Genomic DNA, 15,847 nt, shown 5'->3' with positions numbered 1-15,847 from the left:
AGCAGGAATTTAGATCCACCTGCTCTGTCCGGCTTGCACTTAGCTCCAGCATGGGGTTCAATAAGAACTCCCCATCTGTTTCGGAGCAGTGCTTAAAATGACTTCCAACCTGACCTATCGGATAGCCCCTGCAACCCGCATGGCCAACGTTACCTATGCGATCCGCGATCTCGCGGTCGTCGCCGATCAGGTTGCGAGCCAGGGTCACCAGATTCTTTACCTCAACATCGGAGATCCCTGCCGTTTCGACTTCCCCACGCCGCCTCACATGGTTGAGGCAGTCAATCGCGCGATGCGCGAGGGATACAACGGCTATGGCGAATCGCTCGGCGAGCGCACTGCCGTACGCGCCATCCGCGCCCGTGCTGAGTCCAGAGGCTTCCGCAATATTCAGGGCATCATGGTTGGAATGGGTTCCGGCGAACTCATCGACAACTGTCTCACCGCTCTGCTCAATCCAGGAGACAACGTTCTAACGCCCTGCCCCGATTACCCGCTCTACGGCGCGGTTCTCGGCAAACTCGGCGTCGAGCCCAACTCCTACTACCTGCAGGAAGAAAACGGCTGGCAGCCCGATCTTGAAGACATTGCATCGCGCATCAACTCGCGCACTCGCGCCATCCTGTTGATCAACCCCAACAACCCAACAGGAGCCATCTACTCGCGAGCCACTCTTGAAGGCATCGTGGAACTGGCGCGACGCCATAACCTGCTCATCTTCGCCGACGAAATCTACGACACCCTGATCCTCGAGGATGGATACAAGCACCTTTCCATCGCGACGCTCGCGCCTGACGTTCCGGTCATCACCTTCAACGGGCTATCGAAGGCTTACCTTGTCCCCGGCTGGCGCATTGGCTGGGCAGTAGCTACCGGGCCCGCCGAGGCTCTGTCAGACTATCTCGAAGCGGTTTACAAGCTGCTGCGTGCGCGTCTGTCCGCTCCGCATCCCTTTATGCGCGCCATCGCACCGGCACTTGAAGGACCGCAGGACCACCTCGATGTTGTCCGTGCCAAGTTGCGCCGGCGGCGCGATATCACGGTTGAGTGGGCTGCACGTACGCCGCGCGTCTCACTGGTGAAACCTTGCGGAGCGTTCTACGCTTTCCCGTCGCTCGATATTCCCGAGGACGACCGCACCTTTGTCACCGACCTCGTCAAGCAGAAACACGTCCTCTGCGTACACGGCTCCGGATTCGGAGAGCGTCCCGGCACTCGCCACATTCGCATCGTCTTCCTGCCGCAGGAAGAGCTGCTGCGAGAGGCCTACGCCAAGATCACCGAGTTCATGGCCGAGCGCTACGGAGCTTAAGCTCGGCTACACCATGCTGGGAGCGCCTGCCAATTTGGCGAGGCGCTCAACTCCTACTGGCTCTTCCTTCAACATCGGCAAGACTGCATAGCGGCTGGAATGGCGCGTTGCGATTGCCTCAATCTCCTGCAACTCATGTTGTGCGCGCTCGCGCAGCAGCCGCGAATGCGGCACGGCGGCGGCGACGCTGTTATTTACCACCCACGCCCATGGCTCGATTCCTGCCCGCCGCAGATCTGCCTGTAAATTCGCGGCCTCCAGCACCGGAGTTGTCTCCGCCAGGCACACGAGAATGACCTTGGTCTGCTTCGCATCCTGCAACCGCATCATCGGAGTCATCGCATGCGCGCCATACTCGGCCAGCCGCATGACTTCGCGATGATAAGCACCAGTAGCGTCGAGCAGCAGCAGGCTGTGACCGGTCGGAGCCGTATCCATCACCACAAACTTCCTATCGGCCTCACCGATAATGCACGAGAACGCCTGGAACACCGCAATCTCCTCCGTACAAGGCGATCGCAAATCCTCCTCCAGCAACGCGCGCCCTGCGGCATCGAGTTGCGCCCCTCTACTCTCCAGAACTTGCCGACGGTATCGCTCGGTTTCGTCGCGCGGATCGATCCGGCTCACAGTGAGATTGTCGAGAGAACCATCCAGGGTTTCCGTCAGATGAGCAGCGGGGTCCGAGGTGCTGAGGTGCACGGCCAAACCGCGCTGAGCGAGTTCCACGGCAACGGCTGCGGCCAGTGTCGTCTTGCCGACGCCCCCCTTGCCCATCAACATGACAAGCCCATGTCCCTGGGCGGCAATCTCATCGACCAGCGCAGAGAGCGTCGGTAATTCCAGCGCTTTGAGTTCCACTTCATCTTCGCTGTATTCCGGCGGTTCATCCACATCGTTGAGCAGATGACGCAAAGCATACAGGCCCACGAGATTAAAAGGCTTCAGCGGAATCCGGTCTAACGGAAGATCATGTAGCGCTTCCGGAATATCCGACACCGCGGCTTCCTCCCGTTGGCAGATTGCCGCCGCCAATGCATCGTTCTCAGCCTCTTCTCGCGGCAACACTCCGTTGATGATCAGGAATTGCTGTGACAACCCAATGGCCGCAAGTTCTTCGTGGGTGCGGGCCACCTCGCGCAGAGTCGCCTGCTGCGCACGGGCCACCAGCACCAACCTTGTGCGCGCCGGGTCGGAAAGAGCTTCAAGCGCGGCCTTGTACTGCGCGTGCTGCTTCTCCAGCCCTGCCAGCGGCCCCAGGCACGAAGCGTCGCCCTTCCCCAAATCGAGAAAGCCGCTCCACGCGCCCGGCAATTGCAGAAGGCGAATCGTGTGCCCCGTCGGGGCGGTATCAAAGACGATGTGCTCAAACCCTGCTGTCAGGGCTACATCCGTCAGCAGTGCCGTGAACTCATCGAATGCCGCAATCTCGGTCGTGCATGCGCCCGACAGTTGCTCCTCGATACCTTTCACCACCGTTTCCGGCAGCAGACCGCGAACCGGTCCCACGATGCGATCGCGATACGCCTGCGCCGCTGCCTGTGGATCGATCTCGAGCGCAGACAAATGTGGTACGGCCGCAATCGGCGTAACTCGATTACCAATGCTCACGCCAAACACCTGGCCAACATTCGACGCTGGATCGGTGCTCACCAGCAGCACCTCTTTTCCCGCTTCGGCCAGATGGATCGCCGTTGCGCAGGCAATTGACGTCTTGCCCACGCCACCTTTTCCCGTGAAGAACAAGAATCGTGGTGGTTGTTCGAGGAACTTCATATGCATGCTCCTAAGCCGTTAACAGCAACCACTTCCCGAACAGCAGGACTTGATCGTCTTCAGCGGATTCGCCTGTTCGATTCCGGCCCAGCGAGCCAGTTCCGTGCGATCGGGATAGCGCCTCGCAAGGGCAACCTCTCCATCCACCAGGATCAAAGGCAGAGCGTTTGCACCCGAGCGCTCAAGGAAGCCCTTTGCCAATTTGTTCTCGGCGAAGGCCGCAGGCTGCTGCGCCAGGTTGAAACGCTCGATCTTCGCGCCGTTCTGCTTCGCCCACTCCACGTCTGCCGCGAAGCTAACCAGGTTTTGATCGACGTTCGCGCCGCACACGCCGGTGCTACAGCACAGCGCAGGGTCAAATACTTGAATGACTTTCATATCGTTCTCCATTCAACTTGAAATGAATTTCAAAACTCTCTTCCAATGCGTTCCAGTTCGTCGCCAAGGCGCTCAGGCTTGCCTTTCAGTTCGGCAAGCGGCAACGTGAAGAAGGCCTCGATTCTTACGCGCAGAATGCGGTAAGCCTTCTCGAACGCTGCATCAATTTGTTCGTCGCTGCCCGTCGCAAGGGCCGGATCATCCACTCCCCAGTGCGCCCGCAACACGTTTCCAAGATAGGCAGGACAGGTTTCCCCTGCGGCGTTAGAGCAAACCGTGATCACCAAATCGGGGGTGAGCGGCAGGTGATCCCATGGCTTGCTGTGCAGCCCCTCGGTAGAAATTCCTTTTCTCGTCAGCAGTGCGAGTGCCCGTGGATGTACCTGCCCCGAGGGCTTGCTTCCCGCGCTCAGCGCCTTCCAATCCGCCGGAGCGAGATCGTTGAATACTGCCTCGGCCAAAATCGAGCGGCAGGAATTCCCCGTGCACAGGAACAGAATGTTCATTTCTGGTTCTCCACGGTCGTAAGCGGAGGCAGAACCGACTCGCAACATCCAGAGGCCGCCCGCAGTTCCGCGCATTGTTCCGGATTCCCCGAACAACATTCCTCGGTCAGGTAGGCAATCAGGTCGAGCATCAAAGGTATGTTGGCTCGATAGCGTTGGAAACGCCCTTCCTGCTCCACGGTCAGCAAACCGGCTTGGGTCAGCGCCTTCAGATGAAAAGACAAATTCGTGGGAGGAACTTCCAGAGTAGAGGCAATCTCTCCCGCCACCAGGCCATCCGGGCCTTGCTTCACCAATAACCGGTACACATCCAGCCGCACGCCGGAGGAAAGCGACTCAAATACAGTAAGTGCGGTGCCCTTGTTCATGTAGCAACTATACAACAATTATTGAAATGTCATAATAAAACTTTTCCGCTCTTCCCATGTCACTCATAACCTGCTCTGCTGACTCGACTTGCCGCCCATATCACCCATCTCCATGAGCGCAATTAAATCATTCGATAGCTAATTAACAGCAATTTCACCATCCTGCTCACGCCGCCACGTATCATATCTATATGGAAATGATGACGAAAAAGTACTTGTTCGCCAGTGACTTTGACCAGACCCTTAGCTTTGACGACTCCGGTCTGGTTCTCACCGAATTGCTCGGCATTCCGGTTGAGGAGTTCAAGAAGAAGGCGGCTGGCATGGCAGAGTTGAATCTCGTGCAGCAGGGCGCTGAGCTTGCCTACCTCCTCCTGCACGATCCGGCCTTCAGCTCCCGCGTGCGGCGTGAGCACCTGATCGAAACCGGAAAGCGCATCCCGCTTAAGGAAAACATCGAGCTGCTCTATCGCACGCTCCGCGACGGCATTCCCGGCTATGAGTTCGATTTCTTCGTACTCTCCGCCGCCCCGGTCGAGATTGTCCAGTCGGCACTCGAGGGCATTGTCCCCGCCGACCACATCTTTGGCACCGAGTTCAAATACGGCCCCACCGGAGCCATCGAGCGCATCATCCGCTGCACCGCCGGATACGGCAAAGTAGCGCGCATCATGCAGCTCCAGGCCGAGCACTCCATCGGCCTTGATCACGTCGTTTACTCCGGCGATGGCAGCTCTGATATGAACGCCATGCTGCACGTCAACGAAGGCGACGGTCTTACCATCGCTGTCTCCGAATCGCGTTGCGTCACGCAGATCGCCAAGCGCACTGTACTCAGCGACAACGCTCTCAGTGTCCTCATCCCCATCCTCGAAGAGGTGGCCCACTGGACGCAGCCGCAGATCCGCCGCTTCCTCGAGTCGCAGGGATTCCTAGTGCAGGAGTGGGCGCGCATGCGCACCGACTTCGTCACCCTGAAGTCCACTACCGATGCAGGCTCTGCCTTCTCGATGGCCATGGAGGCGAAGTAATGTTGAGCTGGATCGGTTGGATCGCCACCGCCTGCTTCGGGCTCTCCTACTTTTCCAAGAAGCCAGCCACGCTCCGCCTCATTCAGGCGGGCGCGGCCCTTCTCTGGATCACCTACGGAGTGCTCATTCATGCCATGCCCGTTGTGGTGGCTAACGTGATTGTTGCTCTCGCTGCCATCTACTCCATCTTCTTTGGCAACTCCCCGAAATCAACAACCCAACCCGAACGCGCCTAGAAAGAACACGAATCAGGGTGCCCTACCCTTCCGGTACAGCCGGAGGGTGGGGATTTTCGCCGCTCAACTTCTATTCCGCTTTGTGAATCCAGCACAGTCTCCCGCCTAAGGTTTTCGTCTGCCTCCCCTTATGCCATCCTTTACAGTTATGGAAAGCCTTTGGTCCCTCCGCTTCCTCCGCCTTGCTCCCATCTTCTTCCTCGCCGTTCCTGCCTTTGCCCAGCAGCCGGCAGCCGACAGCTCTGCGAAGCCCGCCCCGCAGACCATCAACGTCAAGGTGAAAGAGGTTAACCTCCTCGCGACCGTTCGCGACAAGAAGGGCCAGCCCGTCAACAATCTCGGCCAGCAAGACTTCGTTCTCGAGCAGGATGGCCGACCTCAGGCCATCACGCACTTCGCTATCGAAAGCGATACACCTTTCACCCTCGGCATCCTTTCCGACACCGGCCCCGGGCAGCGCAAGGAATTGGCCGACGAGCGTAAGGCCTCCACCGACTTCGTCAAGCGCGCCGTACGCGAAGGCAAAGACAAAGCTTTCGTCCTCCACTTCGACAAGGAAGTTGAACTCCTGCAGGACGTTACCACCTCGCGCGACAAACTCGCCAAGGGCATCGACCAGATTTCGGTTGGCGAGCAGCCAAACCCTGCTTCCGGCGGCGGTCGACGGCGCGATGAACCCGACCGCGATCACCCGCATTTCTTCTTCGGCGGCAGCATGCTCTACGACGCCATCTTCCTTTCCGCCGACGAAATCCTCAAAGGCCAGCCCGGACGCAAAGCGATCGTGCTCTTCTCGGACGGACAGGATCGGGAGAGCAAGACCTCGCTCGAGCACGCCATTGAAGCCGCCCAAAAATCCGACATGATCATCTACTGCGCTTATGTTGAGTCGGAACACGAACCCGAGCGTGGCGTGCAGCGTGGTGGCCGCGGTGGCGGCTATCCCGGAGGCGGTGGCCCGTTCCCCGGAGGTGGAGGACCATTCCCCGGCGGACGTCGTCCCATGCCCGAGGAGCGTCCTCGTGAAGACAAAGGCGCCGGAAAGAAAACTCTCCAGCGCATCGCCAAGGAAACCGGAGGCAAGTACTTCGAGGTTTCCAAGAAATTGATGGCCGAACAGATCTACTCACAGATTGAGGACGAGCTGCACCACCAGTACAGTCTGAGCTACACACCTGACAAAGCCGAGAGCGGCTATCACAAGCTCCACCTAGCTACGAAAAACGCCGATCTCTCCGTGCAAACCCGCGAGGGCTTTTATTCGGAGTAGCCGCAAATCGAGCTCTCGTCTGTAACTTCGCGAGCCCTCGAACATCTCATCCCCCGAGTGATCCCGTTCCGGCGCTTTAGCGTTGGCAGGACAGGGAAAGCGTAACCACGCGGTCCACTCGGGAGGATGCGATGGCCAAAGAAAAAGATCCTGGCAACGAACTCAAGAGCGCGCGTCGCCGCGAACTCCTCAAGATGACACCTCTGCTCCTGGGCGGAGCGTTCTTCTTACCCTCGGCTCGTAAGCATCTGCTCGACACCGGACTTCACTTCAGTGACCGCGCCTCAGCCGCGCTCTTTGGCGAAAATCGCCGCGTCACATTCGCCGACTCCGAAGTAGTGCCCTTCTCCAAGTTCCCCTACAACTACTACGACGTGCTTGATCCCGGCGTTGACCTCACGCGCTGGACGCTTACCGTTACCGGCGACGTGCAACGCCCCGGCGAATACACAATGGCGCAGATTGCCTCGCTGCCCAAGATTACCCAAAACACCCGCCACGTCTGCGTCGAGGGCTGGGATGTCATTGGCAATTTCGCAGGCACCCGCATCAGCGACTTCCTCCACATGGTCGGAGCCTCACCCTCGGCACGTTTCATCGAGGTTGAATGCTCCGACGACTACTACGAGTCCATCGACATGGGGAGCGCTCTGCATCCGCAATCCCTGCTCTGCTACGAGATGTATGGCAAGCCACTCGATCGCGGACACGGTGCGCCCCTGCGCCTCCAGATGCCGACCAAGCTCGGCTACAAACAGGCGAAGTACCTCGAAACCCTTCGCGTCACCAGCGTCATCAGCGCGGAGCGCGGCTACTGGGAAGACCAGGGCTATAGCTGGTATGGAGGCTTATGAAATCCCGCACCACAATTCGCCCCACCTCCGCACGCAACCTGCGCTATCTCACCATCTCGGAATTCGCGCTCTCGGCTCGCAATCGTGTCCGCGCCGCCTACGAACACCCGACGGTCGTTCGCCTCACACACTGGATTGCTGCCATCTCTATCGTCGTGCTCAGCATGACCGGGCTCCAGATTTTCTACGCTTTCCCATCGTTTGGATCGAAACTTCCTCAACACAACTTCTTCGTTCCGCCTCGCTCCATCCGCCTCGGAGGCTGGCTCGGTGGCGCGCTCCAGTGGCACTTCACCTTCATGTGGTTCTTCATCGCGAGCGGTGTGGCTTACGTGCTCTATGAAATCATCAGCGGCCACTATCGCACCGTGCTCTTCCATCCGCGCGATATCCGCGGAGTCTGGCCCATGGCGCGTCACTATTTCTTCTTCGGACAGAAGCCTGAAGAGTTTGAACCCTACAACCCTCTCCAGAAACTCGCCTACACCACGGCTGTCTTCCTTGGAGCCGTGCTCATGATCACCGGCCTGGTCCTCTACAAGCCCGTGCAGTTCCACTACATCGCCTTCCTCCTCGGAGGCTTCCACATGACCCGCATCTGGCACTTCGCAGCAATGTGCGGCCTGTGGGCCTTCCTCCCTGGACACCTGCTCATGGTCGCCATCCACGGCTGGGACAATTTCGCCTCCATGCTCTATGGATGGAAGAAAATGCCAAAGTACATTCGCGAACCCGAACTCATTCCGACCTCCGCACCTGCCCCAGAGGAGAGAGCTCAACCCTGATCGGTGGCGGACCCAGTGGTGGCCCACATCCGCCCTCTTTTCGCGAATGTGGGGATTGGCGAATGTGGGTATCTGCCTTGTCCTCACCAGCACCCTTCCAGCCCAAAAATTCCTCCCGAACCACAATTGACAACCTCTCCTTGTATCGCTACCTTATATAGGCGAACAAAAGGCGAACATGAGTGCTGCCGCAGAGCTTCGAAAACAAGTCGAATCCGCACTGGCCAGACGCATTCCCTCTGCCCTGTCCTTTCGCCCTCCTATCGCGCCAGAGCTCATTTCCTGCGGCATCCCCGAGCTCGACTCTGTCCTCTCGGGCGGCCTCCCTCTTGGAGCCATTACCGAACTCACCGGCACCCACTCCTCCGGACGCACCACGCTCGTCCTTTCCACCTTGGCCGAAGTCACCAGCCAAGGCGAAAGCTGCGCTTACGTCGATGTCTCCGACTCGCTCGACCCGGTTTCTGCCGCCGCCCTCGGCGTCAATCTTCGTCGCCTGCTCTGGATCCGCACTCCCGCCGAGGCCGCCCGAGCATCCAAAAAATATCCCGGCCAGGCCAGCGGATGCGAGATCCAAGCACCATTTTTCGGCTCCGTCCTCGAACAAAAAGAGGCCATGCCCTCCGGCCGCTGTGAAGGCTTCGGACACCCACGCAGCGAAACCATCGGGCTCCACCGTGCTGTCGGAACCCTGTTCCAGTCCGCCTCGGGCGACCCCGATTACTCGCCACGCTGCGCCGAATCCAAGCGCCGCCAGCCCCTGCACCCTGTTGCCTTCACCGCAGTGTCTTTTGGTGGCCCACATCCGCCCTCTTTTGGCGAATGTGAGAAAAACACCCGACGCTCCACTCCGCGCCAGCAGTCATGGACACGCCTCGATCACGCCTTGCGCGCCACCGACCTGCTGCTCAGCACCGGGGGCTTCCGCGCCATCGTCCTTGACCTCGGAGACGTTACTCCCGAGCAGGCGCGCCGCGTCCCTCTCGCCACTTGGTATCGTTTCCGCCTCCAGGTTGAAAAATCCCGCACCCTCTTTCTCCTTATGACGCGCGTCGCATGCGCGAACAGTTGCGCCGCCGTCTCGCTCCGCTGCCGCCAGGGACAGATCGATTTCCAGCAGGCCGATGTCACCAGCCCGCGACTGCTCACCGGCCTGCGTTACCGCCTAAGCATTGAGCGCAACCGCGCCATCGATCCCACACGCAAGAAACCCGCTGCCTCCGTCGAAACCGTCTGGACGAGCCGCACCCTATGGTCGAGATGAGTTATGCCGTCCCCGCTGTACCTCTGCCTTCATCTCCGTGATTTCGCCGCCCAAGCGCTATCTTGCAGCAATAGAGAGCCCAGCCACTTTGGGTTTGGGTGTAATCCTGAGCACAGCGAAGGATCCCAGCAGGGTTCCAGTCTTCGCCAAAAATCCAAGGTCACCAACCACCAGACCAACTCGCACCCGCACACATCCCCCAAAGAATTTCCACTCGCTGTCCTCTCCGGAACTCCACCCCTCGAGCGTGTCTTCGCACTCAACCAGCCCGCCCGCGACCTTGGAGTGGTACTCGGCATGACCCGCGTACAAGCCGAATCCTTCGCCATCCCTCTGCTACGCCGCAATCGCCAGCAGGAAGACCTAGCCTTCGCCGAACTCATCGCCTGCGCCCAACAGCTCTCACCACGCGTCGAAATCATTGCCGCCCCCGCCGACGAAACCTCCGGCGCGACCCTTGTGCTCGATGTCTCCGGCTCCGAGCGCCTGCTCGGCACTCCGCGACACATCGCCACTACGCTCTACCGCCGGATCAGCCAAGCCGGATACGACGCCAATGTCGCCGCCTCCCATAACGCCTGCGCCGCGCTCCTCGCAGCCCGCGGCCTCCCCGGCATTACGATCATCCCGCTCGGACACGAAGCCCAAACTCTCGCCCCACTTCCGCTCCGGGTCCTCGAACCCGATGAAACCCAGGCCGAAACCTTCGCCGCATGGGGCATCGAAACCCTTGGCCAGTTCGCCGCCTTGCCGACCAAATCCCTTGCCGCCCGCCTCGGCCAAAGCGGTCTCCGCCTCCAGGCCCAAGCCCGCGCCGAATCCTCCCATCTGCTCGTCCCCACCGAGGAGCCCGCCGACGCTCCACTCTCCGAGCACATGGAACTCGACCACCCCGTCGAACTTCTCGAACCCCTGCTTTTCCTCCTCAGCCACATGCTTGAGCAGATCGCGCAACGAGCCGCCGAACGCGCCCTCGCCATCGCCTCCATCGAAACCACCCTCATCCTCGACTCCGCAAATGAGGAACTGGAATCGTCAAGTGCCCCGGATTCGCCGCGCGCCATTTACCGAGCCTATGGTGCCCCATCTCTGCCCTCTTTTGGCAGAGGTGGGTCAGTAACCAGCCCGCATCTACAACGCACTGAACTTCGTCGCACCGTGCGCCCCGCCCTTCCCGAACGCAACCACCTCACGCTGCTCAAGCTCGTGCAGATCGACCTCGAACTCCACCCACCCGAAGCCCCCATCATCGCTCTCTACATCACTGCCCATCCCGCGCCGCCGCAAATCGCACAGCAGGGACTCTTCGCCACCCAGGCCCCCGAAGCCGGACGCATCGAAATCCTCCTTGCCCGTCTCCGCAAGCTCGTCGGCGAAGACCACGTTGGCACCCCCGAACTGCTCGACACACATGCGCCCGAGCCCTTCCGCCTCACCGCATTCGAGATCGCCGACACCGCCCCGACCTCCGCGCCTCAGAACGCGCCTTCACCCGCTGCGCAAACCTCCGCCCTTCGCATGGTGCGCCCCCCACGCGAGGTCTCGGTCGAACTACTCGAAGCAACACCCATGGCCATGATTTACGAAGGCCAGCGCCTCCTGCTGCACACCGCATCCGGCCCCTGGCGCACCAATGGCGCCTGGTGGACGCATCCTGCCTGGTGCCGCGAAGAGTGGGACGTCGTCATCCACGCCGAGCCGCAACGCTGCCTGCGCCTCGCCCACGATCCCAGCGCAAGCTGCTGGTATGTCGTCGGAATTTACGACTAGGAGGAGCGCGTGTACATCGAACTTCATGCCCGCTCCGCCTTCAGCTTCCTCGAAGGCGCATCGCTCCCCGAGCTTCTGATGGCGCAGGCTGCCGAGTTCCAGATGCCAGCCATGGCCTTGCTCGACCGCAATGGCCTCTACGGGGCTCCGCGCTTTCATCTCGCCGCCGAGCGCGCCGGAACCCGCGCCCACATCGGAGCCGAAATCGCCATCCGCGACCTTCCCGAACGCATGCGCCCGCCGCACTGGCTTCCAAACCAGTTTCCATCCGAGCCCGTACGCTGGCCCCTGCTCGCCGAAACCCAAACTGGCTACCAGAACCTCTGCCGCCTGATCACCAAACTCAAGCTGCGCGAGCCAACTAAATCCGAAGGCTCCGCCCTGCTCAGTGAAGTAGCCGAGCACGCCGAAGGGCTCATCTGCCTCACCGGAGGCGATGAAGGCCCACTTGCCTCCGCCCTCGCCTGCGGAGGCTACGACGCCGCCATGCGCGAGGTCGAGCGCCTCACCCGCATCTTTGGCCCGCCCAATGTGTACATCGAACTCCAGCGCCACTTCGACCGCGAGCAGGAGCATCGCAATCAGGCTGCCGTGCGCATCGCCCGAACGCTCAACCTGCCCTTGCTTGCCACCAATGGCGTCAACTACGCCACTCCATACGAGCGCGAAATCCTCGATGTGCTCACCACCATCCGCCATCACACGACGCTCGCCACCGCCGGACGCCTGCTCGCTCCCAATGCCGAGCGCTACCTCCGCGCGCCATGGGAAATGGAGCAGCTTTTCCACGATATTCCCGAAGCCATCACCAACACCCGCGAGCTTTCCGCTCGCCTCACCTACGAGATGAGCGATCTTGGCTATCGCTTTCCCGACTACCCCGTTCCCGAAGGCGACAACATGCAGTCGTTTCTGGAGAAGCGCACTGCCGAGGGCATTCTCCACCGCTATCTTCCCAAGCGCGATCGCCATCTCCTCGCCCGCGCGCAAAAGCAGGCCCAGCGCGAGCTCGCGCTCATCGGCAAGCTCGGACTCGCCGGATACTTCCTCATCGTGTGGGACATCGTGCGGTTCTGCGGGCGCGAAGGTATCCTCGTGCAGGGCCGCGGCTCGGCCGCCAACAGCGTCGTCTGCTACGCCCTCGGACTCACCGCCATCGACCCTGTCGGCATGGAACTTCTCTTCGAGCGCTTTCTCTCCGAAGAGCGCGACGAGTGGCCCGACATCGATCTCGACCTGCCCAGCGGAGACGATCGCGAAAAAGCCATCCAGTACGTCTATAAGCGCTACGGAGAACTCGGCGCGGCCATGACCGCCAACGTCATCACCTACCGCGGACGCTCCGCCGCGCGCGAGGCTGGCAAGGCTCTCGGCTTTGACTCCGACACCCTCAACCGCCTCACCAAGCTCGTTAGCGCCTGGGAGTGGAAGGATAAAAAAGAAACCCTCGCCCACAACTTTCAGGACGCCGGTTTCGACATCCAGCACCGCCGCATCGCCAAGTACGTCGAGCTCTGCCAGCGCATGCAGGACATCCCTCGCCATCTCGGACAGCACTCCGGCGGCATGGTCGTCTGCAGAGGCCAACTCAACGCCGTCGTTCCCATCGAGCCCGCCTCCATGCCCGGCCGCACCGTCATCCAGTGGGACAAAGAAGACTGCGCCGACATGAAAATCATCAAGGTCGATCTGCTCGGACTCGGCATGATGGCCGTGCTCAAGGACTGCCTCACCCTCATCCCCGAGCACTACCACGACCCCATCGAACTCGCGCAGCTACCGCAGAATGATCCGCCCACCTACCACGCGCTGCGCCGGGCCGACACCGTGGGCATGTTCCAGGTTGAGAGCCGCGCACAAATGGCCGCCCTCCCGCGCAACAATCCCACATGCTTCTACGATCTCGTCGTGCAGGTCGCCATCATCCGCCCCGGCCCTATTGTCGGCAACATGATGAATCCCTACATGAAGCGCCGCTGCGGACGCGAACCTGTCACCTACTACCATCCGCTGCTCGAACCCGTCTTGAAGCGCACTCTCGGCATCCCGCTCTTTCAGGAACAGCTCATCCGCATGGCCATGATCGTCGCCAACTTCTCCGGAGGCGAAGCCGAAGAACTGCGCCGCGCCGTCGGAATGCGCCGCTCCATGGCCCGCATGCGCGATCTCGATGGCAAGCTCCGCCGCGGAATGACCGCCAACGGCATCGCGCCCGCCGTGCAGGATGAAATCATCCAGTCCATCTCATCCTTCGCACTCTACGGATTCCCCGAGTCCCACGCCGCCAGCTTCGCCCTCATCGCCTACGCCAGCGCCTACATCAAGTGCAACTACCTTGCGGCCTTCACCGCAGCCCTACTCAACAACCAACCCATGGGCTTTTACTCGCCCGCCACCATCGTCAAAGACGCTCAGCGCCACGGCCTCCGCGTCAAACCCGTCGACGTCCAACACTCCAACTACCTTTGCACCCTTGAACCCATCGATTTTGATTTAAGTTGTCATCCTGAGCGCAGCGAAGGACCCCTACCCCCAGCAGGACAGCCCGGTGCCCCACCGCTACCCTCTTCTGGCAGAAGTGGGTTAGCACACCGCATCAATCTAGTCTCCACGGATCTCCACCAGACGGCGGGTGCCCGAGAGCAAACACCCAAGCCCGATCCCTACGCGCTCCGCCTCGGACTCAACTACGCCCGTGGTCTCCACAAATCCACCGCCGCGGCCATCGCCGCCGCCCGCAAACAGCGACCCTTCGCATCCATCCAGGACCTCGTGTCCCGCGTCCCCGAATTGCGAAAAACCGACCTCGCGCTCCTCGCCAAAATCGGTGCCCTCAATTCGCTGGGAGACGTCTCTCACCGCCGCGACGCCCTCTGGCAGGTGGAATACGCCGGACGCCCCGCCGGACCTCTGCTCAACGACCTTCCCGAGCAGGATGCGCCATCTTCGCCACTCCGCCAGATGACCATCGAAGAGCGCCTCGTCGCCGATTTCGCCGGAACCGGAGTCACAGTAGGCAAACACCCTATGGCCTACCACCGCGCCCAACTCAGCGCACAGGGAATCATCGCCGCCCGCGACCTCGAAGGCCTCGCGCACGGCCGCCCCACCCGCATCGCCGGATGCGTCATCGCACGCCAGCGTCCCGGCACGGCAAAAGGATTCGTCTTCCTCAGCCTCGAAGACGAAACCGGCATCGCCAACGCCATTATCACGCCCGCTATTTACGAGCAGTTCCGCCACACTGTGATTTACGAGAAATTCCTGCTGATCGAAGGAGAACTACAAAACCAGCAGAACGTCATATCTATCAAGGCCCGCACCATCCACCCCCTCAACATCAGCCGCGCCGATGTCCGCTCCCACGACTTCCACTGAGAACAAGCTCGATCGGGAGTGAGAACAATTTCGATTTCTATAGGATGTCATCCTGAGCGAAGCGAAGGATCCCAGCACAATCCCAATCTCCACTGCTACCTCAGGTCACCTACCACCGACTTGCTTTGACCCTCACTCCTCCCATAACCCCGTCTGCCCCTTCTCCTGCTCTGGCTCCACTTCTTCAGCGCACTCCGCATCGTCGTTATCGACCTTGTTCACCCTCTGGCTCACCCGATAGCTCCGCATCTGCTCCGCCGGAAACGGCTTCAGCATTGCCTTTAGCTCCCTTACATCGTGAAATCCCGGATCGAGCCACAAATCGTAGGCCTCTTTCGGCAGAATCACCGGCATGCGATCATGAACCTCCCGCGCCAGCTCATTCGCATCCGTCGTCAAGATCGCCTCCCGCGCCAGCTCATTCGCATCCGTCGTCAAGATCGCGCAGCTCTTGATCCACTGTCCCTCGGGAGACTTCCACCGATCCCACAATCCCGCAAACGCAAACACTCCGCCATCGGCTAACGTGAAGCAAAACGGCAACTTCTGCTTCCCTTGCTTCTTCCACTCATAAAACCCATCCGCCGGAATCAGGCACCGTCGCATCCGGAATGGCTCTTTGAAAGCGGCCGTTGTAGCCGCCGTCTCCGCCCGCGCATTGATCATCTTGTAGCCCATCCCCGGGTCGGTCGCCCAGAAAGGGATCAGCCCCCACCGCATCTGTGAAAGCCTGCGCACCGGACGGTCCTTCTCCTGCCTGATCACAGGGATATCCTGTCCCGGAGCGGCGTTATATCGCGGAATCCACTCCAGGTCGTCGCTTACGGCCTCGGCGTCAAACTCCGTCTCCAGAATTTCCTTCTTCCGCGCTATCCGAAATCGCCCGCACATACTCTATTCGACGCTTTTCTTGATTTCT

Annotated in this window: 14 protein-coding genes; 9 read left to right on the top strand and 5 right to left on the bottom strand. The window is 60.5% G+C overall.

Annotated elements, in window-relative coordinates; translation table 11 throughout:
* Positions 1-97: 97 nt before the first annotated feature.
* Positions 98-1,312 carry an aminotransferase class I/II-fold pyridoxal phosphate-dependent enzyme gene (locus AC6IY8_RS02395; protein ID WP_497777092.1) on the top strand — a complete coding sequence of 405 codons (1,215 nt, stop codon included), beginning with the start codon at positions 98-100 and terminating at the stop codon, positions 1,310-1,312.
* A gap of 6 nt (positions 1,313-1,318) precedes the next feature.
* On the opposite strand, the gene arsA is transcribed toward AC6IY8_RS02395, so the two are convergent.
* Genes arsA through AC6IY8_RS02375 form a run of 4 tightly spaced genes read right to left on the bottom strand, consistent with a single transcriptional unit; the run spans position 1,319 to position 4,340 of the window.
* Entirely contained in the window at positions 1,319-3,088 is a 1,770-nt protein-coding gene (arsA, locus tag AC6IY8_RS02390) for an arsenical pump-driving ATPase (RefSeq protein ID WP_497777091.1), read from the bottom strand.
* A gap of 18 nt (positions 3,089-3,106) precedes the next feature.
* Positions 3,107-3,466 carry an arsenite efflux transporter metallochaperone ArsD gene (gene arsD / locus AC6IY8_RS02385; protein WP_497777090.1) on the bottom strand — a complete coding sequence of 120 codons (360 nt, stop codon included), beginning with the start codon at positions 3,464-3,466 and terminating at the stop codon, positions 3,107-3,109.
* A 29-nt stretch (positions 3,467-3,495) separates the two neighbouring features.
* Positions 3,496-3,972: an arsenate reductase ArsC gene (locus AC6IY8_RS02380; protein ID WP_497777089.1), complete on the bottom strand. Its 477-nt coding sequence runs from the start codon at positions 3,970-3,972 to the stop codon at positions 3,496-3,498.
* A complete protein-coding gene (locus AC6IY8_RS02375) occupies positions 3,969-4,340 on the bottom strand; it encodes an ArsR/SmtB family transcription factor (RefSeq protein WP_497777088.1) in 372 nt (123 codons plus the stop codon). The genes AC6IY8_RS02380 and AC6IY8_RS02375 overlap by 4 nt, the downstream gene beginning before the upstream one ends.
* Positions 4,341-4,537: 197 nt before the next feature.
* Here AC6IY8_RS02375 and AC6IY8_RS02370 point away from each other — a divergent pair, with 197 nt between their 5' ends.
* The 8 genes from AC6IY8_RS02370 to AC6IY8_RS02335 all read left to right on the top strand — a co-directional run bounded on the left by AC6IY8_RS02370 (position 4,538) and on the right by AC6IY8_RS02335 (position 14,928).
* Positions 4,538-5,371: a haloacid dehalogenase-like hydrolase gene (locus AC6IY8_RS02370; RefSeq protein WP_497777087.1), complete on the top strand. Its 834-nt coding sequence runs from the start codon at positions 4,538-4,540 to the stop codon at positions 5,369-5,371.
* Positions 5,371-5,607 (top strand): hypothetical protein, encoded by a 237-nt coding sequence (locus AC6IY8_RS02365; protein WP_497777086.1) that lies wholly within the window; start codon positions 5,371-5,373, stop codon positions 5,605-5,607. Before AC6IY8_RS02370 ends, AC6IY8_RS02365 begins: the two co-directional genes overlap by 1 nt.
* Positions 5,608-5,755: 148 nt before the next feature.
* Positions 5,756-6,877, top strand: a complete 1,122-nt coding sequence (locus tag AC6IY8_RS02360; protein ID WP_497777085.1) for a VWA domain-containing protein — start codon at positions 5,756-5,758, stop codon at positions 6,875-6,877.
* Between the two features lie 131 nt (positions 6,878-7,008).
* The gene (locus tag AC6IY8_RS02355; RefSeq protein ID WP_497777084.1) at positions 7,009-7,731 is read left to right on the top strand and encodes a molybdopterin-dependent oxidoreductase; all 723 of its coding nucleotides are present in this window, start codon (positions 7,009-7,011) and stop codon (positions 7,729-7,731) included.
* Complete coding sequence (locus AC6IY8_RS02350; RefSeq protein WP_497777083.1) at positions 7,728-8,516, top strand: cytochrome b/b6 domain-containing protein; 789 nt, start codon at positions 7,728-7,730, stop codon at positions 8,514-8,516. The genes AC6IY8_RS02355 and AC6IY8_RS02350 overlap by 4 nt, the downstream gene beginning before the upstream one ends.
* Positions 8,517-8,694: 178 nt before the next feature.
* Positions 8,695-9,780 carry an ImuA'/RecA-like NTPase gene (locus tag AC6IY8_RS02345; RefSeq protein WP_497777082.1) on the top strand — a complete coding sequence of 362 codons (1,086 nt, stop codon included), beginning with the start codon at positions 8,695-8,697 and terminating at the stop codon, positions 9,778-9,780.
* Positions 9,781-9,783: 3 nt separating this feature from the next.
* Positions 9,784-11,550, top strand: coding sequence for a DNA polymerase Y family protein (locus AC6IY8_RS02340; RefSeq protein WP_497777081.1), 1,767 nt, complete (start codon positions 9,784-9,786; stop codon positions 11,548-11,550).
* Positions 11,551-11,559: 9 nt separating this feature from the next.
* Entirely contained in the window at positions 11,560-14,928 is a 3,369-nt protein-coding gene (locus tag AC6IY8_RS02335; protein WP_497777080.1) for a DNA polymerase III subunit alpha, read from the top strand.
* Between the two features lie 132 nt (positions 14,929-15,060).
* Here AC6IY8_RS02335 and AC6IY8_RS02330 read toward each other — a convergent pair whose 3' ends face one another.
* Entirely contained in the window at positions 15,061-15,819 is a 759-nt protein-coding gene (locus AC6IY8_RS02330; protein WP_497777079.1) for an SOS response-associated peptidase, read from the bottom strand.
* Positions 15,820-15,847 lie beyond the last annotated feature (28 nt).

The sequence above is a fragment of the Koromonas soli genome (assembly GCF_059726265.1).
This window is presented reverse-complemented; position numbering and strand designations above follow the sequence as displayed.

Excerpts from the sequence above, each read along its gene's own strand:
- AC6IY8_RS02395 (WP_497777092.1), top strand. The coding sequence starts at position 98 with ATGACTTCCAACCTGACCTATCGGATAGCCCCTGCAACCCGCATGGCC.
- arsA (WP_497777091.1), bottom strand. The coding sequence starts at position 3,088 with ATGAAGTTCCTCGAACAACCACCACGATTCTTGTTCTTCACGGGAAAA.
- arsD (WP_497777090.1), bottom strand. The coding sequence starts at position 3,466 with ATGAAAGTCATTCAAGTATTTGACCCTGCGCTGTGCTGTAGCACCGGC.
- AC6IY8_RS02380 (WP_497777089.1), bottom strand. The coding sequence starts at position 3,972 with ATGAACATTCTGTTCCTGTGCACGGGGAATTCCTGCCGCTCGATTTTG.
- AC6IY8_RS02375 (WP_497777088.1), bottom strand. The coding sequence starts at position 4,340 with ATGAACAAGGGCACCGCACTTACTGTATTTGAGTCGCTTTCCTCCGGC.
- AC6IY8_RS02370 (WP_497777087.1), top strand. The coding sequence starts at position 4,538 with ATGATGACGAAAAAGTACTTGTTCGCCAGTGACTTTGACCAGACCCTT.
- AC6IY8_RS02365 (WP_497777086.1), top strand. The coding sequence starts at position 5,371 with ATGTTGAGCTGGATCGGTTGGATCGCCACCGCCTGCTTCGGGCTCTCC.
- AC6IY8_RS02360 (WP_497777085.1), top strand. The coding sequence starts at position 5,756 with ATGGAAAGCCTTTGGTCCCTCCGCTTCCTCCGCCTTGCTCCCATCTTC.
- AC6IY8_RS02355 (WP_497777084.1), top strand. The coding sequence starts at position 7,009 with ATGGCCAAAGAAAAAGATCCTGGCAACGAACTCAAGAGCGCGCGTCGC.
- AC6IY8_RS02350 (WP_497777083.1), top strand. The coding sequence starts at position 7,728 with ATGAAATCCCGCACCACAATTCGCCCCACCTCCGCACGCAACCTGCGC.
- AC6IY8_RS02345 (WP_497777082.1), top strand. The coding sequence starts at position 8,695 with ATGAGTGCTGCCGCAGAGCTTCGAAAACAAGTCGAATCCGCACTGGCC.
- AC6IY8_RS02340 (WP_497777081.1), top strand. The coding sequence starts at position 9,784 with ATGCCGTCCCCGCTGTACCTCTGCCTTCATCTCCGTGATTTCGCCGCC.
- AC6IY8_RS02330 (WP_497777079.1), bottom strand. The coding sequence starts at position 15,819 with ATGTGCGGGCGATTTCGGATAGCGCGGAAGAAGGAAATTCTGGAGACG.